Annotated in this window: 11 protein-coding genes and 1 pseudogene; 11 read left to right on the top strand and 1 reads right to left on the bottom strand. The window is 32.2% G+C overall.

All coding sequences use genetic code 11. The annotated features are described in order from the left end of the window. Positions 1-356, bottom strand: a pseudogene (locus PQO00_RS17670) (hypothetical protein); the annotation flags it as partial. A 911-nt stretch (positions 357-1,267) separates the two neighbouring features. Between PQO00_RS17670 and kduI the strand changes: the two are divergent. The 11 genes from kduI to PQO00_RS17725 all read left to right on the top strand — a co-directional run bounded on the left by kduI (position 1,268) and on the right by PQO00_RS17725 (position 25,149). Continuing rightward, the gene (gene kduI / locus PQO00_RS17675; protein ID WP_274186185.1) at positions 1,268-2,110 is read left to right on the top strand and encodes a 5-dehydro-4-deoxy-D-glucuronate isomerase; all 843 of its coding nucleotides are present in this window, start codon (positions 1,268-1,270) and stop codon (positions 2,108-2,110) included. A gap of 17 nt (positions 2,111-2,127) precedes the next feature. Then, complete coding sequence (locus tag PQO00_RS17680) at positions 2,128-2,919, top strand: gluconate 5-dehydrogenase (protein ID WP_274186186.1); 792 nt, start codon at positions 2,128-2,130, stop codon at positions 2,917-2,919. Positions 2,920-2,934: 15 nt separating this feature from the next. Next, a complete protein-coding gene (locus PQO00_RS17685; protein ID WP_274186187.1) occupies positions 2,935-4,110 on the top strand; it encodes a DUF4861 family protein in 1,176 nt (391 codons plus the stop codon). A gap of 512 nt (positions 4,111-4,622) precedes the next feature. Then, complete coding sequence (locus PQO00_RS17690; protein WP_274186188.1) at positions 4,623-8,732, top strand: two-component regulator propeller domain-containing protein; 4,110 nt, start codon at positions 4,623-4,625, stop codon at positions 8,730-8,732. Between the two features lie 241 nt (positions 8,733-8,973). Then, a complete protein-coding gene (locus tag PQO00_RS17695) occupies positions 8,974-12,153 on the top strand; it encodes a TonB-dependent receptor (RefSeq protein WP_274186189.1) in 3,180 nt (1,059 codons plus the stop codon). 10 nt (positions 12,154-12,163) lie between these two features. Beyond that, positions 12,164-13,801: a RagB/SusD family nutrient uptake outer membrane protein gene (locus tag PQO00_RS17700; RefSeq protein WP_274186190.1), complete on the top strand. Its 1,638-nt coding sequence runs from the start codon at positions 12,164-12,166 to the stop codon at positions 13,799-13,801. Positions 13,802-13,828: 27 nt separating this feature from the next. After that, on the top strand, positions 13,829-14,767 hold the full coding sequence (locus PQO00_RS17705) for a DUF5017 domain-containing protein (protein ID WP_274186191.1): 939 nt from the start codon (positions 13,829-13,831) through the stop codon (positions 14,765-14,767). A 260-nt stretch (positions 14,768-15,027) separates the two neighbouring features. Beyond that, the gene (locus PQO00_RS17710) at positions 15,028-18,159 is read left to right on the top strand and encodes a polysaccharide lyase family 8 super-sandwich domain-containing protein (RefSeq protein ID WP_274186192.1); all 3,132 of its coding nucleotides are present in this window, start codon (positions 15,028-15,030) and stop codon (positions 18,157-18,159) included. Between the two features lie 177 nt (positions 18,160-18,336). Then, positions 18,337-19,623, top strand: coding sequence for a T9SS type A sorting domain-containing protein (locus PQO00_RS17715; protein ID WP_274186193.1), 1,287 nt, complete (start codon positions 18,337-18,339; stop codon positions 19,621-19,623). Positions 19,624-20,666: 1,043 nt separating this feature from the next. Beyond that, entirely contained in the window at positions 20,667-21,932 is a 1,266-nt protein-coding gene (locus PQO00_RS17720) for a glycoside hydrolase family 88 protein (RefSeq protein ID WP_274186194.1), read from the top strand. Between the two features lie 142 nt (positions 21,933-22,074). Continuing rightward, positions 22,075-25,149 carry a chondroitinase family polysaccharide lyase gene (locus PQO00_RS17725; protein WP_274186195.1) on the top strand — a complete coding sequence of 1,025 codons (3,075 nt, stop codon included), beginning with the start codon at positions 22,075-22,077 and terminating at the stop codon, positions 25,147-25,149. Position 25,150: the final 1 nt, after the last annotated feature.

Here is a 25,150-nt window from a genome sequence, read left to right on the forward strand (position 1 = left end):
AAGTTCAGTAAGGCATAAGGCACTATAAAAAACAGCATCCATCTTTCCTTTTTGTTCTTGATGATGTCATAGATGGTATACCCTAAATAGACCAATAGCGTGACGCCTGCCAGGACTTCCCCTATAATCAACCATATGTTTTCGCCAAAGCCGTTGACGTCCTCTACGATCTGGAGCGTAATAAAAAACAAATAGGGAATAAAATAGAGAAGGTCCCTGAGTTGAAATTTATCTTGATTGGAATTGTGATACTTTATTAGTAAAAAGAAGAGTGTGATGATCAATGGGGATTGGAAAAAATACCAATTAACATTAGGAAAAAACAGATTGAAATCATCATCTCCGATAACATTCAAAAGCAATGCAATGATTGAACCTAAAAGTAGCAGGAAATTTACCCGCTTGTAACTTTCCCGCTTGACGAGCAGGACACTCAAAAGGAACAGGCCCTGGATCAGGGCGATTATCTGGATTATATTTAACATAAATAACGGGGCACTTTCTGCAAAAGGGCTAAAATAATTCAAAAAAAACTAAAAAGGAATGATAATTTATTAAAAAGCACCAAAACCTAGTACCATAGTTGGCCCGATCGCCGATCGGTTTTCCTGAACTGCCCTGTACGTGTTTCAGGTTCATTTTATAGATTGGATAACGAAAATTTTTGCGGATGATTGTTTATGGCCTTCAATATTTTGGTTGAAACAAATAGGGTGGTCGGAAAAGGTCGATTTATCACATCTCTTTGACGAGCTTCTTTTAATAGGGTTTAAGCTATTTTACGAGGAATTAATTCCTTTGTATTTCATAATATTGCATTTAATTAAAGTTAATCAGAGCAAAAGCGACCTATTAGGTTACCTGTTCTTGAAAAAAACAACGTCACTTTTTGATTAAAACGGGTTCAACAAAAGTAAACCATTTCACCAATTCAATGGAAGTAAAAGATGGGAACTGGATTCGGACCTATGTGGGCGTTTAGACTTCATTGCAGTATCATATAAATGATAAAAATTTCAAAGAACTCAATGCTGGGTTAATCTGCTATTGTTGATTTTTTCTTCGAATGGAAGCCAATAATATTTACTATAAAATTTATTTATTATAGGCATTGAAACACTTTGGGTTTTTGGGGCTTAATTATCTAAATAAAATTATAAACCACCCTTTGTTGGTTAGTTATACCCTTATAGTTGTTTGCATGTAATTGTAATTTTGTTTTAACTAATTTTGTTAAACAAATTGTTATATAAATTATTTTTAAAATATGAATACCAACTATGAAGTACGTTATGCATCTTCTCCAAACGATGTAAAATCGTATGACACACAAAAGCTAAGAGATCATTTTTTAATAGAAAATTTAATGGAACCCGATGTTGTTAATTTGGTTTACACACATTATGATAGATATATAGCAGGAAGTGCTGTTCCGGTTCAAAAACCATTAATTTTAGAAAGTGTAGATACGTTGAAAGCAAGCTATTTCTTGGAACGTAGGGAATTAGGTGTTATTAACGTTGGAGGAAAAGGAACGATATCTGTAGATGGTACCGATTATGAGTTGAACCACAAAGAAGCATTGTATATTGGTAAAGGTCATAAAAGTGTTGTGTTTTCTAGTGACTCTAAAAATGAACCAGCAAAATTCTATTTAAATTCAACACCAGCACATAAAGCTTATCCCAACAAAAAAATAGGTGTAAATGATGTAGAAACAATTGAATTGGGGACACCAGAAACTGCAAATGCACGTACTTTAAGAAAGTATATTGTAAATAGTGTTGTGGATGTATGCCAGCTTCAAATGGGAATGACCACATTAAAAGCAGGAAGCTCATGGAATACTATGCCAGCTCACGTACATGACAGACGAATGGAAGTGTATTTTTATTTTGAAGTACCAGAAGATCAGGCGGTTTGTCACTTTATGGGGCAACCACAGGAAACCAGACATATATGGATGGGGAACAATCAAGCTGTTATTTCACCACCATGGTCTATTCACTCGGGGTCTGGTACAAGTGGTTATTCTTTTATCTGGGGTATGGCAGGTGAAAATTTAGACTATGGTGACATGGATCATTGTAAAATAAACGAATTAAAATAATTAATAAAAGATATAAAATGTCAATAAATTTATTTGATTTAACAGGAAAAATAGCCTTGGTAACCGGAGGTGTTCATGGGTTAGGTATGGCAATGGCCAAAGGCTTAGGTAATGCAGGAGCTACCATCATTGTTAATAACAACTCAAATGATGCTTTAAATGAAGCTGTAAAAGAATATAGATCTTGTGGTTTAAATGCATATGGTTATGTATTTGATGTTACAGATGATAGAGCTGTTGAAGATGCTATAGCAAAGATTGAAACTGAAGTTGGCCCTATAGATATTTTAGTAAACAATGCTGGTATTATTAAAAGAATTCCAATTGTTGAAATGGAAACTAAAGATTTTGAATTAGTTGTAAAAGTAGATTTAGTTGGACCATTCATAGTATCTAAATATGTTGCTAAAGGTATGATAAAGCGTGGTGGTGGGAAAATTATAAATATTTGTTCTATGATGAGTGAATTAGGTAGGGATTCTGTTAGTGCTTATGCCGCAGCAAAAGGTGGTTTAAAAATGCTAACACGTAGTATGGCAACAGAATGGGCTAAATTTAACATCCAAACAAATGGGATTGGTCCTGGTTATTTTGCTACAAGTCAAACGGAACCTATAAGAGTAGATGGGCATCCATTTAACGAATTTATTATGGGTCGCACACCAGCCGGACGTTGGGGTAACCCTGAAGACTTACAAGGTGCTGCCATCTTTTTAAGCTCAAAAGCTAGTGATTTTGTTAACGGACATATTGTATATGTTGATGGGGGTATATTAGCTACAATTGGAAAACCGTCAAACGAGAATTAATAAATCTATACTGTTATGAATAACATAAAACTAGTAGGGTGCTTAATTGGTTTCATAATTATTTCATCTTGTATTAAGAAAGAAAAACCAATAACGATTCTAGTTAAAAATACTCTTGACTTTAAACGTACTTTTGAAACTATTGAATTATCTAAAATAGATTTAAACGTTGTAGACCTTTCAAATATTGGGATTCTAAATACTGAAACAGGTCAACTTCAAATAACGCAGTTGGTTGATAATGAAGGGGATGGTGTTATGGATGTTATATTGTTCCAACCCATGATAAAAGGCCATTCAGAAATTACTTTTCAAATAGTTAATATTACAGAAACAGAACGACCCAAAGCCCAAGAATTATGCTATTCCCGTTTTGTGCCAGAGCGTACAGATGATTATACATGGGAAAACAATAAAGTAGCCTTTCGAGTTTATGGACCAACAGCTCAAAAAATGATTGAAGATAGCATTCCTGGTGGTACTTTATCGAGCGGAGTTGATGCTTGGTTAAAAAGGGTTGAATACCCAATTATTAATAATTGGTATAAGAAAGAAACGGAGACCGATGGAACTTATCATGAAGATACTGGTGAAGGCCTAGATAATTTTCATGTAGGAGTAAGTCGAGGTGTAGGTGGTATTGCTGTAAAAAGTGATAGTACTTATTACTTTTCTAAAAATTATACCCAATGGCGTACCATAACTACAGGGCCCTTACGAACTAGTTTTTATTTGAAATATGAAAATTGGAATGCGGGTGTAAACATTGTTGAAGAGTCTAAAGTTATTAGTTTGGATTTAGGTCAAAATTTTTCAAAATTCACAACATCAATAAATGGTGTAAATCAAATCTCCGCAGGTTTGACTTTACATGAAAAAGATGGTGTTATTTCTGGAGATACTGAAAACGGATGGCTAAGTTATTGGCAACCACACGCTAATTCTGAATTGGGTACTGCTATCATAGCACCTAAAGAGACTTTTGTTGGTTTTGAAAATTACGATATTGAAACTAAAGATTTAAGTAATGCTTATGCGCATTTAAATGTAAAAAACAACCAAGTGGTTTATTATGCGGGTTTTGGATGGAAAAAAAGCGGACAATTTAAAAATAAATCAATTTGGGAAGACTATCTAAATAAGTTTGCTAAACAAATTAACAACCCATTGGTTGTTACTATAGTAAAATAAAAAAAATATTTTTTTAGATTTTTTAGGTCGTTTTTTAGAAATGATACCAAATAAACTTCAAAATAACTGGTTAAATCCGTTTAGCTCACTATTTTTTATTTTTATAATTGGTGTTCATGAATCTTCGATTTCTATTTCCTTTATATTTTCAATAAAAAAATCATATTAAGACAGCAATTTTTAATTGCTGTCTTAATCATTTACAGAAACTTAAAACTGGAAAACATTACCATTAATCAAATACTGGAATGCTTATAGAATTTGGCAAAATAAAAACATTAAATTATTAATTGATTGTCCGTAATTTGTCATAAACCTAAAAATATATTGATTTTGCCATCCCGAGGCAACGAGGGATCTCGAGGGACCCCATTGATTATCAACAGATTCCCTGCCTGCCGGCAGGCAGGTTCACTTCGTTCTGAATGACAAAAATATCATTATGTATGATTACGGACATTCAGAAATTATTATATTAGTTTCAATATTTATAGTCTTTCACTAATTCATGTATGAATTTTAAAAAATATATAGTTTTATTCCTTTTTTATTTTGTTGCCAGTTTTGTATTTGCTCAAGAACAAGAGAACAATTATGAAGCTTTAAAATTCAAAAACCTTTCTGTTAAAGAGGGTTTGTCTCAAAGTTCTGTATTAAGTATAATACAAGACAAAAAAGGTTTTTTATGGTTTGGAACTCGAGATGGACTAAATAAGTATGATGGAAATGAGTTTAAAGTTTTTAGACAAAACCCTCAAGATAGTACCAGCCTAAGTAATAATTTTATAAAAATATTATATGAAGATACAAAAGGTAATTTATGGGTAGGGACTGTAGATGGCCTAAATAAATATCAACCTGAATCAGATTCATTTAAAAAATACTTTATAAAGGGATATAAAAATAGCAACGAGAGCAATGTTATTTGGGATATAATAGAAGATAGTGGAGGTTATTTGTGGATAGGTACTGAAGCAGGGTTAAAAAAGTTTCATATTGAAACAGATTCATTTGTTGAATTAAATCATGCAAGTACATTATTAAAATCACCAATACGATCTTTATTGATCGTTGATAAAAATCAATTATGGATTAAAACCACTGATCAGGTTGGAGTTTATAATATGAAAACGTATAATGTTAAGCTGTCTTCATATAAAGAAAATTATTTAAAAGAACTTATTAAGAGTAGCGTTTCTGTATTGTACCAGGACCAGAAAAAAAATATTTGGCTTGGTTTTAATAGCGGATTAGCTATGTTAAATAAACGAAATAATAAGTTTGAGTATTTTGTTTTAAAATCAAACGAAGAAAGTCCAATTACAGGAGAAGTTCGTACTATCTGGGAAGATTATTTAGGGAATTTGTGGGTAGGCACATATAATGGCCTTTATATATTAAACCCTGATAGGTCTAGAATATCTCGGTTTATGCACGATGAGAATAATTCAAATAGTTTAAGTCAAAATTCTATTTATAAAATTTATGAAGATATTAAGGGCGATATTTGGATTGGTACTTATGCTGGGGGAGTAAGCTACTATGATAGGAGTTTTGATGTGTTTAAACACTTTCCTTCGGGAACTAATAATACAAAACTTAATTATAAGGTAGTAAGTTCTATTGTAGAAGATGAAAATAATAATTTATGGATCGGTACCGAAGGTGGGGGTATAAATTTTTATGATAGTAATAAGGGCATTTTTAAATACTATACCAGTAATTCTAACGATTCAAATTCTCTAAGCGCCAATAATGTTAAAGCAATTATTCAAGATCATGCTGGTAATTTTTGGATTGGAACACATGATGGAGGACTCAATTTTTTAAATCCGAATAAGCGACCGTTTAAATTTATAAAATACTTAAATAATCCTAATAGATTAAATAGTCTAAGTAATAATCGAGTTATATCTTTATTTGAAGATTGTCAACATAATATATGGATAGGTACTAGCGGAGGCGGGTTAAATGTTTTGAATAATAAAACGAAAACCATAACACCAATAGTGGATAATAAAAATGTATTAGGGGATATAGTACATGTTATAACTCAAACTTCAGATAAAAATCATCTTCTGTTAGGGGGTGGTAATGGATTAGCTAAGATTAACATAAATACAAATCAATTAGATTCCATTAATTATTTAGGAACAAATAAGACCGAACATAATTCAGGTGTTGTACTTTCTATTTATGAAGATAAAAATAATCATCTATGGATAGGTACGGAAGGGAATGGTTTGTTTTATTATAAAGGAGAGTCTTCTGAAACAACTAAATTTAATTCAAATAATGGATTGCCAAATGATGTTATTTATGGTATTGTTCCAGATAATAATAACCATATTTGGTTAAGTACAAATAATGGGTTAAGTAGAATTAATTTAGAATCACTTAAGATTAAAAATTTTGATGAGTCAGATGGTCTACAAGGTAATGAGTTTAACTATGGTGCTTATTTAAAAAATAAAAAAGGTGAGCTGTTATTTGGTGGAGCAAATGGATTTAATCTATTTAACCCAAGTGAGATTATTGAAAATACTTTTGTACCACCTGTAACTATAACGTCATTTAACGTTAATAATAAACCCTATATAAAAATAACAGATTCCACAAAAAAAATAATCCTCAAACATACTCAGAATGTTTTTAATTTCGATTTTGTAGCGACAAGCTACTCTCAACCAAATAAAAATCAATATGCATATAAGCTAGAAGGGTTTGACAAAGAATGGAATTACATTGGTAATAAAAAATCTGCAACTTATACTAATTTAGATGATGGTGATTATGTTTTTAAGGTAAAGGCATCTAACAATGATGGTTTATGGAATGAAAAAGGGGCCTCTATACCAATTACTATCTTACCAGCTCCATGGCAAACTTGGTGGGCGTATCTATTATATACTTTACTATTTATAGGTGTAATCTTAATTTTTAGAAAATATAGTTTAATAAGAATAAGAGAACGAAATGAGTTAAAACAAGAACGTCTTGAGAAAGAAAGAATTGAAGAGGTGAATAAATTGAAACTGGAGCTATTTACAAATATTTCTCACGATTTTAGAACACCTCTTACCTTAATTCTGGGCCCTTTAGAACGTCTGTTGAAGGTTGATAATAAAGATAACTTTATTAAAGAACAGCATGAAATTATGTACAGAAATGCCAGTACATTAATGGAATTAATAAACCAATTGCTGGATTTTAGAAAAAGTGAATCTGGTAAATTACAATTATGCGCATCTAAAAAAAATATTGTACCATTTGTAAATGACATAAAGTTAGCTTTTGAAGGATTAGCTAGAAGCAAGAATATAGATTTTACATTAAAAGCCTCCAATGATGTTATTGATGTATGGTTTGACCAGACCAAACTCAAAAAAATCATATTTAATCTACTCTCTAACGCCTTTAAGTTTATAGGAGAAGAAGGTGAGATCTCAATAGATATTTCCACAGAAGATAAGCTTAAAAAAGAGGGTTCATTCAATTATGTAAAAATTAAGGTGTCAGATAACGGGAAAGGAATTTCAAAAGCAAATAGGAAATTTATTTTTGATAGATTCTACCAGCTAGGAGAGCGTTCTGGTACGGGTATAGGTCTAGCTTTAACCAAAAATCTTGTTGAATTACACCAAGGTTTTATTAAAGTTAAAAGTCATGAAAATAAAGGGACTACTTTTATTGTGCAATTACCTTTAGGAAAAGAACATTTAAGTAAGGAAGAAATTGTTGATGATACAATAAAATCCGAACAGGATACTTTCTATAATATTGAAAAAGCTGCTTATGTAGAAAAGGAAATTATTGCTTTAAAAAAGCAAAATAATAATCAAGATATAAGTATTGATAATACTTTACCATCTATTTTAATTGTAGAGGATAATGTGGAGGTGAGAACATTTATTACATCAATTTTTAAAGGAAAATATAATGTTTTTGATGCAGAAAATGGTAAAGATGCTATTGAAATAGCTAAATCGCAGGATATAAACTTAATTATTAGTGATATTATGATGCCAGTAATGGATGGTGTTGAAATGTGTAATGAGTTAAAAACGAATATAAAAACCAGTCATATTCCTGTAATATTATTAACGGCAAAAACATCTCAAGAAGCCAAAAAAACAGGTTACCAAATAGGCGCAGATGCTTATATAACCAAACCGTTTGATGCTAACATATTAGAGATAAGAGTTGTAAATTTATTAAAATCCAGAAAAAGCTTAATTGATAAATTTAAAAAAGAAATCATTCTTCAGCCTAAAGAGCTTACGGTAACTTCTGCCGATGAAATGTTCTTACAAAAAGCCATAGATATTCTAGAACAAAATTTATCTAACCCAGAGTTTGGAATAGCAAATTTTATAGAAGACATGGGGGCGAGTCGTTCTGTTTTATACAGAAAATTAAAAGCATTAACTGGTCAGTCTATTTCAGAATTCATAAAAAATATAAAATTAAAAAGAGCTGCACAATTAATAAAACAAACGGATATGAGCATTTCAGAAATTGCATTCGATTTAGGTTTTAATGACTTAAAGCATTTTAGAAAATCATTCAAAAAAGCATTTAACACCCTCCCTTCTCAATATAGAGATAGTACTTCCATTTAGTAAATATTATATCTTAGTTCTTTATAAAACTTAAAATTTAAACTCAACATAAAACAAAGAAGCTCTTGTCGTAAATGTTTTTTATACAGGTGTTTACGCTATTCTGTGATTTTAGTTTGTTGGGTTTGTTTTAGGGAATGAACAGCTAACCACTGTTAAAAAAACGTTCTAGCCCCCTTATTTAGGACTGTTTCAAATTAATTTCGTCATTATGAAAGTGTATAACCTAACTGACAAGAGAATGAAAAATCATTTTAAAAAGAAATTAACAAAACCAATGAGACCTATTATCATAGTCATAATGTTTTTTTTTGGAGCACTATTTAGCTTTGCTGGCTATGCTCAAGTAAATACCGTTACTGGGGTAGTTACAGATGAAGTCGGTTTGCCTCTTCCTGGGGTAAATGTTACAGAAACAGGGACTCTAAATGGAGTTACTACAGATTTTGATGGTGCTTATGCTATGAGTATAGAACAAGGCGCTTCTTTAAGCTTTAGTTATATTGGTTATAAAACAGTAACCATTGTAATTACAGATCAATCAAAATTAGATATTAATTTAAAACCAGACCTTCAGAAATTAGATGATATTGTTATTATTGGATATGGAGCTGTTAAGAAAAAAGATTTAACAGGTTCTGTAGCTACAGTAAAAATGGATAGATTAACAGAAGCACCTGTAGCAAACTTCGATGAAGCTTTAGCAGGTCGGGTAGCAGGAGTTCAAGTAAGTTCTGGAGATGGAGAACCTGGTAATGGTTTAAACATAATTATTAGAGGTGGGAATACAGTGAATGGTGATAACTCTCCTTTATATGTTTTAGATGGTTTTATTATTGAAGATTTCAATCCTGGTATTATAGACCCTGCAGATATTGAATCTATGAGTGTTCTTAAAGACGCATCGGCAACCGCAATTTACGGGGTTCGAGGTGCAAATGGTGTTGTAATTATTACATCTAAAAGAGCAAAAACAGGAAAAACAAAAGTTTCTTATGAAGCAAGATTGGATGTAAAAGAGGTAACAAAAAAATTAGATGTTTTAGATCCTTATGAGTTTTTAAAGCTTTCCTTTGAGATTAATCCAGCAAGTACAACTACAAGATATTTTTCAACTTACGATGAAGGAACCGGACAGAGTGTACAAGTTGGAGATATAGAAGATTATCGAAATGTAGAAGGTAGAAACTGGCAAGATGTTGCATTTAGAACAGCTTATTCTAAAACCCACAAACTTAACATATCCAGTGGGGGAGAGCAAACAAGAGTTAATGCCTCCTTAAATGCCGTGGAAAATCAAGGTTCTTTATTGAATTCAGAATACAATAGAATAAATGGTAGAATAACGTTGAATCAAAAAATTAGTGAAAAGTTAGACATAACTGCTGATGTTATGTATACCAATTATACTCAAGAAGGTATTAATACTAAAGGAACATCTTCTTACTCTTTTATGAGGAATTTAATCACATACAATAATGTGGCTAATATATTTGTTCAATATGAAGATGGATTTAATCCACTGGACCAAGTAAGTGAAGATTACGACTTAATAAACATTGTGAGTTGGCACCCAATTGTATCCTTGGAAAGTGAATACAGAAAAAGTAAAACAGATCAATTTATTGCAAACTTAAGATTGAATTATGACCTAACTCCGAGTTTAATTTTTGAAACTAGAGGAAGTTTTAATAGTCAATTTAGACATACAGGGGTATTTAATAATAGTAATACAGTTTATGGTAGACTTATAAATAAAGTTGATGGTATTAATGGTTCTACAGATAATATAAGATGGAATAATTTTTCTACTGTGAATACCTTAAGTTATAAAAAGAGATTTGGTGATCATTCTATAGATGCTGTTTTTGGAACAACTTTAAATATTAGAAAATACTCTAGATCTTATGCACGTTATATAGATATCCCTCAATATTTAGAAGGTTTAGGCGTAAACTCTATAGATGGAGGAACCATAGATGGCTCGGGAGATATTTTTGGAGATACTGAAACAAGAATTTTTTCTTTATTAAGTAGGGTTAATTATAATTTTAAGCAAAAGTATTTCTTTACAGCTTCTATTAGAAGGGATGCATCTTCAATTTTTCCTAAAGAAAATAGAGTTGGATACTTTCCTTCAGCAGCATTATCTTGGAATGCCAATAAAGAAAGTTTTATTGAAAACTTAGGCGTATTTTCTCAATTAAAATTTAAAGCAGGTTATGGAAAAACAGGAAACGATAGAATTCCAAGTTCTGCTAGATTTGATGTTTTAACAGATAGTGATGCCTCTTATTTTATAGAAGGTGATATTATACAAGGGCAACGCCCAACTAGTGCGGGAGCTAATCCTAATTTGTTTTGGGAAACCACAGAGCAATACAACGTAGGTGTAGATATGGGCTTTTTTGATGATAGATTATCATTAACTACTGAAGTTTACCAAAAAGACACTAAAGATTTACTTATAAATGCCGATGCAGCACCTTCTCAAGGGTTTTCTACTATTTGGATAAACTCTGGGCATGTTAGAAATAAAGGATTAGAGTTTAGTTTAAGCACCTTAAATGTGGTTACTAAAAACTTTGAATGGCATACGGATTTTAATATTTCATTTAATCAAAATTCAATTGTATCCTTACCAGAAGGAAAACCGATTTTTGGAACACCAAATTATTATTTTCGTTTAAGTACCAATCAATTTATAGTTGAGGAAGGAAAATCTTTGGGAAATATATACGGTTATATTTCTGATGGTGTTTATCAAATAGAAGATTTTGAAAATTACAATGCCACAGCATCTACACACACTTTATTAGCAACAGAACCTTATTATAAAAGCCACCAAGCGGGAGATGAAAAGTACAAGGATTTAAATGGGGACGGACAAATAACAGCAGCCGATAAAACAGTAATTGGTAATGCTATGCCAAAGCATTATGGAGGTTTTGGTAATACATTTAAATATAAAAACTTTCAGTTGAGTGCATTTTTTCAATGGTCTTATGGTAACGATATTTTAAATGCAAACAGATTGGTTTTTGAAAGTATGTCTTATGCTGGTCAAAATCAATTAGCATCAACACTTGATAGGTGGACGCTGGAAAATCAGGATACAGGTTTACATAGAGCAGGAGGTCAGGGTTTTGAAGATGTTTCTTCTAGAGTTGTTGAAGATGGATCCTACCTAAGATTAAAAACGGTTAATTTCTCTTATAATTTTTCTGAGGATGTTTTAGATAAACTTAGTTTAACAAATTTTGAGTTATATCTGGCAGCACAAAATCTTTTTACATGGACTAATTACAGTGGTTTTGATCCAGATGTTTCTGTTGCAAGTTCTTTAATAACTCCGGGTATAGATTACTCTGCCTATCCAAAACAAAAAATATTAAGCCTTGGTTTAAAAGTTTCATTTTAAAAATAAAATCATGAAAATAAAAATAATATTAGTAGCCGTTTTTTCAGCTTTGATATTTCAGAGTTGCGACAATCAATTAGAAATATCACAAAATGATAATATTACTGCCGATAACTTGTACAACACGGAATCTGGTGCTTTGGCCGGATTAGTTGGAGCATACAGTAGAATTGTATCTGTTTATAGAACAGCTATAATCAATGCACAATATCCAACAGATTGGACGGATGAGGGGCATTATAATAGAAAAGGGTTAAGAGATATCCGTAAAAATAATTTTACAACATCAGAGCCTACGTTACTTTCAATTTGGAGCACGTATTATGAAGGCGTTGCGGCAACAAATAGCTTGTTAATTGGTTTAGATAATTCAACTTTAAGTGAAGATATAAAGCTAAAATATATCGCAGAAGGTCGTTTTTTAAGAGCATTCTTTTATTTTGATATTCAAAAAGCATTTGGAGGTGTTGAAGGAATCCCAATGCCTTTAGAAGAAACCAACAAACAGTTATTGCCTAGAACGCCAGGTATAGATGTTTTTAAACAAATTATTGCCGATTTAGAATTTGCAGAACAGTACTTACCTACAGATTCGGAAGCAGAATTAGGTAGAGCAGGTAAGGGGATAGCACGTGGTTTATTAGCAAAAGCATATTTATATATGGCAAGTAATCCGTTTAATGAAGCTGGTGCTTACGAAAAATCTATAGCGTGGAGTAAAACCATTATGGACGATCCTTTTTATGAATTAAACCCTAGTTATGGCGATGTGTTCGACCAATTAGCTATGGGAAATTATGAAAAAAAGGAAATGATTTTTCAAATTGGTTTTTCTTTTGACAATTTAGATATTTACCAATCATCAAAATTAGGATCGGAATTTGGCATGAAAATAGACGATGAAATTTGCGGCGGAAAAGGCTTTGCACTTACCTATGCTACTATTTCATTAATCTTAAAATACAGGTCGGACCCTATGGACGAAAGAGGTTTTTGGAATACAAATCCATATTATAACAAAAGACTTGATAATTGTGGACTAAGTACAATTAATAATCAATTTACTATTCCTGCATCAAAATACCGTAGATTTTTAGAGCCCAATAATACCAATACAAGTTATGGCTCGCACCATTGGCCTATTTTACGTTTTTCCGATGTATTGTTAATGTATGCAGAGGCTGTTAACAAAATAACACCTGGTTCTAATTTAGCTTTAAATGCTGTAAATCGCGTTAGAAATAGAGCCAATGCAACACCTTTAACAGCAATTACAGATGAATTGATTCAAGAAGAGCGATTATTAGAGCTATGTTTTGAAGGACAACGTAAATTCGATTTAGTACGTTGGGGAATTCTTGAAGAAAAAGTTAACGAAACAAAATCTATCATGGAAACTTTAGGAGCAAATCCAGCTTTTGAAAATCAAGATTGGACCTCTTATGGAGAACCCAATTTAGGAAATGATGGTATTCCCGAAAGTGGTGATGAGCCAATAGTAAGAGACATAAAATACAATTTTTTTAATGGGTCTTTTGACTATTTTGATGGGTATAATGATTTTGACCCTAGTAAACACTATATACTACCTATTCCAGAACAAGAGTTGGGTGTAAATACAAACTTAAAACAAACGACAGGTTGGTAATAACCTATCACTTTAAAAATATATAAAATGAAAAAAACAATATATGTAATATCAGGTTTATTGCTTTTGATTCTTTTGGTCGAAAGTTGCGAAGATTTGCAAGAAGTTGAAACTCCCCAATACGAAGTGGCTTTTAGTACCACAGCAAAAGTTGGAGAACCAATAGAGTTTATGGTTGAAAATGCTCCTAATTTCTTAAGTTTTTATTCAGGTGAATTTGGTCATGAATATAAAAATAGAACAAGAACAAATGCTGAGGGCATAATTAATATGTCTTTTGATAGTTCCCAGAATTGGCAAAATGGAATTAGTAGATCGACCCAATCGCTTTCCGTTCAAGTATCTTCAGATTATGATGGTACAGGAACTCCCGAAGCTATTGCAAATGCCACTTGGACAGATATTTCAGATCGATTTACATTAGCTACAGACAGAACTTATGATTACACTAATTCTGGAATTGCAGATATTACCGATTTAGCGGCAGATGGAAAACCTGTTTTTATAGCTTTTAAAATTTATGCTATCGGTAAAGTCTCCGAAGGTAATAGACAAGGTGAATATCGTTTAGATAATTTTAATATTGAATTAGCTGTAAGTGGCGAATCTTATTCTTTGCCAAAAGCAGATATGACAACTCCTGGCTTTAACATGGTAAATGTAGCAGGATTTAACGATAATACGGTTTTCGATCATTGGGTGCTTTGGGATAATGATTTTTATAGAATTAAAGGGGAACAAGCTGATTACACCAATGAAGATTGGTTAATTACAGAGCCAATAAACCTTACTGGTGTCACTCCAGATATAGGAATTTCTTTAAAAACATATTCAGCACAACTAGAGACTTTTAGGCATACCTATACAGAAGCTGGTACTTATACAGTAACTTTTGTTGGTAGTAATGAAACCATTTACGGTAAAAAGAGCGATGTTAAAGAATTCACCATAACTGTAACCGATTAAGGTTAAATAAGTTTTGGTCTCTCTCTAGAGTATTTTTAGAACCTCAATGACCTAAATTTAATATTTAAATATTGAGGTTCTTTTCGCTTGTGTAATCATTAGTTTATCTCAATAAAATACAGACAGTATTTTTTACAATGTGTATGTTGTTAATTTAAAAATCACTTGGTGTTGTCACGTTTAGATATCTGTAGTATGTTGATAATGAGTAACTAGGCTATAGTTGAAGTTTCTTTTGATAAATAAAAAATAAATAATTAATGAAAAATTTATACGTCTTAGTTCTCCTTTTTTTATTGGTGGTTAATACTGTATTTTCTCAGGTAAACATTTCTTCTGGTGTGTGGGAGCCTATTGGAGACGTCGTTTTAAGTAATGTTAATGACGATGACCATAATGGAGATGGTCTTGGAGATGGAGCTTTACTTGTAGACGGCCAATCGGCGGTTGTGGGCCAAGGAGTTGCATATACATTGGGAGGGCGTATGGAGTTAAGTGAATCTATAAACATTAGTACCTACACTTATAATCGAAATAGTTCTTTTGTAAGTTTTAAAATTGAATTATATAATAAAACGGATAATGCTGTAATTGGAAATTCATCTATAGTTGAACATTATGGAAATGATGCGACACCAGTAAATACACTTCTATATTATACTGCAGCAAGCAGTGATGAAGGTGATGAATTACAAATACGATATATTAGAACCGATAACGGACATATAGCAAGAGACTTTGCTATTGATAATTTAACATTTACAACACCTTTAGTAATAGCATCTTGCCCTTTTACCGTTATTCCGGATTTGGATCTAGAACCATCAAATGGAGGAATTGAAGCAGAAATAGCAGGGGCAGTTGATAAGTTTTCCGATGCTTATTTAGGAACCAGTTTTAGTGGTGCTCTAACCGCTGCAAATGCTTCATATAATGCTTTAGGGATTACGGTTAATTCTGGAGTCATCTCATCTACAACTCCAATTACAAACTTTAATCAAGTAGATTTTCTTAAAAAATATGCTGAATATTTAAAGTTTAACCCTACTGATACTGACATTAAGGAAAAAGCAAATAATATTGTTTGGCTTACATCTCAATATTTTTGTAATGGAACTTTAGCTTTGGATAGCCAGTTGTATGATTATCAAAAATTTGCAAGACCAGCATCCTTGTTAAAAGACTTTTTAGAACCTGGTGTTCAAGATTTATTTGCCTATACATTATATAAACATTCAGTTCAATTTGAACATTTTTGGGAACCAAGTTATGATGTTGCTTATCAAGAAAACTTTGGAGCAATCAATACCGATGTTATTTATAATATTTCCGATGTTATGTTAGCTTATAGTTTATGGCACAACACAGCCGATGAACGTTACAGATATATGCGTGGATTCAAACGTTATTTAAATCGATTTTTTTCTTATACCGCTGGCACAACCGATGGTATAAAGCCTGATGGAACAGGTTTTCATCATTGGACGGCATATAATAATTACATGTATTCTTATAATACGGCTGCTAGTTTATTATCTTATTTAAGTGGAACAGGTTTTCAAGTAGATCAAGTTAATTACATGGTGTTTCGTAATGCGTTTTATACACAGTATATGCAGGCAAATGACGCAGGAGTACAGGCATTATGTACCGCAGGTAGAAATCCTCAAAATAGAATGAGGCCATTAACGCAATCTGCACTTAAAACATTAGCGATCGCAGGAGGTGGTATCCTTGGTTTATCCACAGCCGATCCTGTTTTAGCTGGATTGTACAACAGGGTTTATGGTGTGGATATGGACTTTAATTACAATACGGTCACACCTTTTTCTGAAGGTTTTTTTCAGTTTAATCATGCCTCGGCTAGTGTTTTTAGAAAGGATAATTGGTTGGTATTTAATAAAGGTTTCTCTAGTAATATGTGGGGTAGTGAAATATATGTACAACAGAATAGATACGGTAGATATCAAGGTTATGGTGCTCAGGAAATTATCTATCCAGGTAATATGGAAATAGGAAATGGTTATGATGTAAATACTTGGGATTGGAATTTCAACCCTGGTACAACCGTAATTAAGAAGTCATGGGAGGATTTGCATGCAGAACGTGGACGTATTGATGAGTTACAACAAAAACGCTTTGTAGGTTCCCTGAATTTTAAGAACAATAATAGCGAGTTACTAACCAATAATCATGGTCTGTATGGCATGTTTGCTATGGATTTTCAAGAGAAAGAAAATCAAGGGTTTGGAGAGACGCATCATTCCGAAAATCATAACAACTCATTTACTTTTAAAAAATCTAATTTTTATTTTGATGATATTATAGTTTGTCTTGGTTCAGGAATTAGTAATAATGATACATCCAATGAAACCATTACGACTTTGTTTCAAAGATTGGATAATACGGGGAGTGATGTAAATGTAAATGGAACAAGCCAATCGGGAATGGGCATAATGTCGTATAACAGTGGTTCAGCAAATTGGTTACTCAGTAATTACGGTACAGGGTTTTATTTTATTTCAGGTAATGATGAACTTGTGGTTAAAAAGGAAGTGCAGCAAAACCCTAATCAAAATCAAATATGGCCAGTCGATTTTAGTGGTAATCCAGTTGATACATATTGTATTGGATATTTAAATCATGGTAGCAGTCCATCAGACGCTAGTTATGAGTATATTTTAATGCCTGATAGTAATATTTCAGAAATGCAGTTATTGGATACGGCCATACAAAATACAAATAAACCTTATACGGTATATCAACAAGATAATAATGCCCATATTGTGGAGCAAATTTCAAAAAAGCTATGGGGTTATGCTTTTTTTAATGGCGTATCTGGGTTGGCATATGACAAAGTAACTGGTGTTGATGCCTCTTGTTTAGTAATGACTGCTTATGATGAAGTTGAAAAGGAGTTGCGTGTTTCTATAGATTATCCGGATTTAGGTTTTGAGAGTAGGTCTTATACTTCGTCAATAGAAGTAAAAAGACAGCTTACGCTTCTAGGAGAATGGGCTTTAAGCAGTACGTATTCAGGTGTAGAAATAGTATCTACCAACAGTACTCAAACTGTCATTGAATTTACATTAGTTAATGGATTAACTAAAGAGGTATTACTAAAAGAAGTTGGCTTGTTAAGTAATAGGGATTTTGAAAAAGCACCAATTGCAATTTATCCAAACCCGACTAATAATTTATTGAATATAGCTGTTTCAAGTTCAGATATTCAAATCAAAAATATAGATATTATCGATATTTCAGGAAAAACTATTTATACCCAAAAAAGTGCAAAACCAATTTATGTAAATCATTTTGCAAAAGGATTTTATATTTTAAATATAGAAATGATTAATGGGATAGTAGTCAACAAAAAAATTGTTATAAACTAATTTGATTATAATTAAGATAAGGATTAATGTCTCTTGCATAGCCTAGTGTAAAGCATGTTTCTGAACAGTTAGACCTTGTTCTAAGAACAGCTACCACCTCTTTATTTATTTGATTGACGTGTATTTTTACAACAAACAAATAATAAAATATATCCTTTTAATCTTAAATTGAAAATCATGAAAAAAATTACTTTATTAATGCTGCTTACACTGGCAGGGATTTCAATAATGAAAGCACAAGTTATTGCAACCGGTGCGTATAGTTCTGATGCAACTGTAACTATAACCGATGTTACAAATGATGAAGATAATGGTGATGGAGCTAATGATGGGGCTAAGTTTATGGATGGGTCTGACGGAAGCTCAGTAAATGAAACTGCGTATTTTACTTTTGATGGAACCATGGAGAATGGCATGGCATATGAGGTAAGTACAACGGTATATAATGTTAATACTTCTTATTGTGACTTAACGGTATCTTTGTATAACAAAACGGATGGTACTGAATTAGCGACAGCAAATGCTGGTGTACAGCCATTTGAACACGCAGGGGGAGATGATATTAAAGCTGTTACATTAAATTATACAGCTGTAGCTTCTGATGAGGGAGATGTTTTAGAGGTAAGGTATGTGAAAATTCAAGCTGGCGCTTATCGTAATTATGCTGTAGATATTTTGGAGCTTGGAGGAGTTGCTGTGGGACCTACAGTACCTACAACTTCAATGTCTCCAGAAGGCGTATGGTCACCGATTAAGACAACAATTTTAACAAATACTACAGATGATGCTGATAATGGGGATGGTGTTGCCGATGGCGCTATTTATGTAGATGGGCAAGATGAAGGTGGTACTATGGCTGATAATATTGGACAAGGAGTTGCTTTTACTTTTGATGAAACAATGGAAGCGGGAGATGTCTATAATGTTGTTACAAATATTTATAACTCCGGTGCCTCTTATTGTATAGTTACTGTGTATCTGTACAATGTAACAGATGGTACTCAATTAACAACACCTCCTAACACAGGTCTTGCTGGTGGTGGTACAGTAGCAGAAGTCACAGTAAATTATACGGCTGTTTCAACAGATGCTGGTGATGTGTTAGAATTGAGATACGTAAAAAATCAGGATGGAAACCTTTCGCGTAATTTTTCAATAGATAATGCAAAAATCAATAGTGTTGCGATATCGACGGATTTAGCGGCGCTATCTCTAGAAAACAGTGTATTGAATGCAAGTGTTTCTGTATATCCAAATCCTACAAATAGCATACTAAATATTAATAAAACCAATACAGATATTAATATTAAAAGAGCAGATCTTTTTGATGTTACAGGAAAAATAATTTATAGTCAATCAAATAATCAAACTATCAACGTATCTAACTTTTCAAAAGGGTTATATGTATTAAAAATTGAATCTCAAGATGGAGGTATTGCAACAAGAAAAATTGTTGTAAAATAATTTTATTATTTACAAACTCATCAAGATTAATAAAAGAGGGTGTCTAAAAAGTAAGTTCGATGTCATATTGAGCTTGTCGAAATATTTTTAACTTACTGATAATCAATATCAGTTTCGACAGGCTCAACCTGACAAATCAAATTATAAAGACTTTTTAGACACCCTCTTTTTGTTATCTAGAAGTTCAATCAAGATCTGTAGATTCTAGTTTATTTAGGAAGAAAGCATATTTATATTCAAATTGGTATTAGAACTCGCTAATTTGTTTCGATTATTTATAGTGTTGATTATTATACCAAATGAATTTCAAAATAACCGTAATTATTTTGAGTTATTTTTAGTTCAGATAAAATAGAAAACATGTGCTCAGCTTGACTGGGTACCTAAGCATAGCATTCGTTCAATGTCATTAAGTTAAGGTAATTTGTTCATTTTTGTCACATTGACTTCGGCTGCGCTCACAGACTGTGTCGTAATTCAAAACACATGCATGAGATTGCTATATTTGAATTTCTTCTCGAGTCCCCCCCGAGTGTTTTTTGCTAAAAAAGCGAAATGTAATTGCGACACAGTCTGTCACATAAACTAAAGTCGAAATGCTAATAAAACTAGAACACCAATAGGTCTTCGACTTTAGCCTGTCTTGAGTACTTCGACTACGCTCAGTATAAACTAAAAGACGAAAGGCTCGGACTGACATTACGGCCTTAACTTAATGACATTGAGCATTCGTTACGGTTATATACCCAGTCCCTGCCTCGCCGGCAGGCAGGAAGCTGAGCACATGTTTTATATTGCAATATGAGCTAAAAAGAAATCGAAGATTCATGAACACCTGTTTTTAAAATGAAAGATAGTGAACTAAACATATAGGTTGTTTTGATGTTTATTTGGTATTAGTGTTATAAAATGGTTTAAAAACATTAAATAGACTAGTTATCCCCCTTTTCTAAGTAAGGAAACACCGCTTAGTCTATAAATGTATCATTTTACTTTGCTATAGAAATCATACGTGAATAGAAAAATATAAATATTAGTTAAGAATGAAAAATCATTTAAATGTAATCCATAGCGCTCATTTTGTTATTAAAAATCTTTCTTTAATAGGTCTTTTAATTTGTACTTTTAGTTGTAAAGAACCTAAAAAAGAGTTAGTCGCAGAAGTTGTAACGAATAATAAGGTAAGTATTGATTTAGAAAAACAAATTGATGATTGTGAGTTCCAATTGGAAATTACAGTTCCTAAATTAACAGATTTAACAAAGCACCCGCGTTTAATCGAAACCAATGAAACAACATGGGAACAAGTAGACAATGATGAACTTATATGGACATCTGGTTTTTACCCAGGTATTTTATGGTATGCTTATAATATTACAGGAAATAAAAAATGGAAAGATGAAGCTATAAAACGTACAGAGGTTTTTGAAGATTATAAAAATATTAAAGTACATCATGATATTGGTTTTATGATGTTTCCTGCTTATGGCAATGGTTTTATAATAGGAGATAAAAAGGAATATAAAGATATTTTAATAACGTCTGCAAATTCTTTAGCTACACGTTTTAACCCTAATGTTGGTACTATTAAATCATGGTCTAACAAAATGCATCCACGTTGGAAACAGCATATTACCATTATTGATAATATGCTAAATTTGGAATTGTTGTTTTGGGCAGCAAAAAACGGAGGTGATAAAAAGCTATATGATATTGCTGTAAAACATGCCGAAACAACCATGAAAAATCATTTCAGAACAGATTGCACATCATGGCACGTTTTAGAATACGATTCTATATCGGGAGCAGTTTTAAACAGACACACTAAACAAGGTTATGCAGATGATAGCAGATGGTCTAGAGGGCAAGCTTGGGGTGTTTATGGTTATACCATGGTTTATAAAGAAACAAAAGATAAAAAGTTTTTGGATTTTGCTCAAAAACTTACTAATAAGTATTTATCGCTTTTACCTGAAGATATGGTGCCTTGTTGGGATTTTGATGTAGCAAACAATCCAAAAGAAGAAAAAGACGCTTCGGCTGCTGCTATAGTTGCATCTGCTTTAATAGATTTAGGCACATTTGTAGAAAAGAAAGAAGATCAAGAACGTTATTATAATGCGGCTTTGAAAATATTGAAATCTTTGGGGTCTGATAAATACTCTGGTGTGGGTAAAACCGATTCTTTTTTATTGCATTCTACTGGAGCTAAATCTTTAGGTTGGGAAATAGATGTTGCCTTGATCTATGCCGATTATTATTATATTGAAGCGTTATCAAGATTAAAAACATTGCAAGAACAAAAATAAGTTGATAGAGGTTTTAAGGGCGAGTATATGAAAAACAGCCCTAAACTTAAAAACCGAATAAAAGTCGTTTTGATAGCTAGATGATAATTCATTTATACAATTTTATAAAAAGGCCTCAATTATATTTCAAAAAAACAAACAGATGAAAAGAATTATATGTTTTTCAAATAACATGAAAAGCCTCCTTTTTTTAACTGGGGCATTAATAAACATAAGTTGTTATTCGCAACAAGATTATAATCCAGCTATAGAATCATTCGAGTCTCAAAAAGCTTTAGATTTTTATGAATCAGAGAATAGTAAGCTATCTATAAGCGATTCTCACAATAGATATGGTAAATCATCATTGCTTTGGGAATGGTATGGAGAAAGTGATTTTTCAACATCTAATTTTAAAATATTATCATTAAAAGAGAGTCCGTTGGCTTATGGGGATCATTTCCCCGCAAGCCCAACGCTTCAAATGTCTATTTATAATGAAGAAGCTCAAGATGAAAAAATAACAATTTCTTACTATAAAAACGGAAATAAAGAAGTTTGGTTTGATGTTGATCTATCTTTTACAGGATGGAGGCGAATTTGGGTGCCATTTTATGAAATGCAAGGTAATGCACCATTAAAAGGAGCCGCAATTGATTTTGACAATTTTAAAATAAGCACAAGTTCCGCTAAAGGAAAATTATTTTTTGATGATATTATTTTTTCTCAATATCAAGATGATAGATTTCAGTATCCAGATGAAATGGTACCATTTATAAAGGCAGACACCAATTTAGGATCCGATCACTGGATGCCTTTGATTAGTAATTATGATAATATTAAAAAATTAGAGCCAGCGCCAATTTCTATGGCTATACGATTAGACTTGAAGAAGTTTGAAAAATTAATAGATCAAAGTTTAGTGGTAGATAAAAAATATAAGGTCTATATAAATACGCTGCGAGATTTATATCAAAACTTAAATATTAAAGAAAAAGGAAATACAGTAGTAGGACCACCATTAACATTTAAGGAATTCGAAGAGTATTATGATAAAAATCAACAAGGGCCAAACAATTTTAACGATGTAAAAGACTTAGGTCGGGTTTTAAAACAATTATCCAATTTTCACAATAGAGCAAACCCTGAGGAGCAAGAGGAAATTAAAGCTATGTTTTTAACAGGAACAAAGTATTTCCTAGATCAAGGTTGGCAAGCAGGTTCTAGTGGAGGAACTAGACACCATATAGGTTACAATGTTAGAGAAATTACAGAAGCGTTTTTTACAATGCGTCAATTATTGTACGATAATGGATTATTAAACGAAGTAGGGGCAAGCTTACATTGGTTGTTTAATTTAGGAATGCTCTTAAACGATGAAAGTACATTTCATGTTAATATAGATTATTTAAATACCCAATCGTATTATCATTTAATGCTCATTTTTATGTTTGAAAAACAAGAAAAACAAGCAGCGATGTTAAGTGCATATTCAAAATATATGTCTATTATTTTAGCACAGGAGAAAGAAGCAGGGGGCTTTAAAGTTGATGGAACCGCCTGGCACCATAATGGTCATTATCCTGCTTATGGAATTGGAGCATTTAATAATGTTCCTAAAGTTATTAATACTTTAGCTAGAACTCGTTTTAGAATTAAAACCGAAGGACACAAAAACTTTAAAAAAGCCTTTTTAGCATCAAGAATTTATAGTCAAATGTACAATTGGGGTTTTGGTAACGGAGGCCGTCATCCATTAGAAGATAATGGGATTCAAAACATGAAACAAAGGTTTTTATGGATGGCAAATGCAGGAGATCCAACAGGTAAAACTAAAATAGATAAAGAATTTGCAGCTGCATATTTAAGACTTTGGGGCAATGAGGATATTTTTAATTCAACTTTATTTACAAAAATGAATGGAATACATAAAGAAAAATTGTCCGGTTATTATACTTTCCCTTACGCAGCTACTGGTGTTTATAGGCGCAATAATTGGGCTGCTTTTATAAAAGGCTATAGTAAGTATGTTTGGGCTTCAGAAATTTATGTAAACGAAAATAGATATGGTAGATACCCTGCCAATGGAACAATACAATTATTGAATGAAAACGGGGAAAAAGGAAGTGGTTTTCAACAGGAAGGTTGGGACTGGAATCGTTATCCTGGAGCAACTGTAGTTTATTTACCTTTAAAGGAATTAGAACCAAAAATACCTTTATTGATGTTTCGTTCAGAAGAGTCTTTTGCAGGAATAGCAAAATTAGGAGATAATGGTGTTTTCGGAATGATTTTAAATGAAAGCAAAGGTTCTAATGGTGATGGTAGAGAAGTGAATATTGGTTTTCCTGGCAAATTATATGCAAAAAAATCAGTTTTTTCTTTTGATGGTAAACTAGTTTGTATTGGTACTAATATTTCTAGTGTTGATGAGGAAAATCTAACACAAACCAATTTGTTTCAAAACTATTTAACAGATATTAAAACACCATTATATACGGTATCGGAAACTATAAAAGAGTTTCCTTATAAAACCGAACTCAAACAAGATTCAAAAACGGGTGTTTGGTTAACAGATGCTTACGGGAATGGATATCATGTGCTTTCTAATACACCTGTACAAATTCAACTGGAAAAACAGCATTCATATCATAATAAATATTCAATTAATACAGGCTCCATGAATCCTAAAGGAAATGGGGTTAAAGAGACCGAAGGTAATTATGCTACCGCATGGATAGATCATGGGTTAGCTCCAAAAAACGCATCGTATCAATATGTTATTTATCCTTTTTTAGATGAAGATTCCCAAAAGAATTTTGGGAAAATAGTAGAAAAAGATCGGTCTTTCAAAATAGAACGTGCCGATAGTATTGCCCATATTGTTTTAGATAAAAAAACGAATACAACAAGTTATGTTGTTTTTGAGAAGGAACAAAGCTTAGAGTATGGTTTGCTGGAAACCGTATCGGAACCTGCTTTGGTTATGGTTAAACAAAACTCGGCAAAAGCCTTGACCATAAGTGCCGTACAACCAGATTTAAATTTTCCTATGGATAATAAAGAGCAATTTAAAAATTACAGTATGCCTGTAGAGCTTAAAATAACCTTAAAAGGAAAATGGACAGCTTACCCTGCCGATTATATTAAAAGTCTAGATAATTCTGGAGTACATACTATAATTTCACTGGAATGTGTTAATGGGGCTACTAGAACTATTAATGTGAATAAATTATAAA

Origin of the sequence: Flavivirga sp. 57AJ16 (assembly GCF_028736925.1) — a bacterium.
Lineage (GTDB): Bacteria > Bacteroidota > Bacteroidia > Flavobacteriales > Flavobacteriaceae > Flavivirga.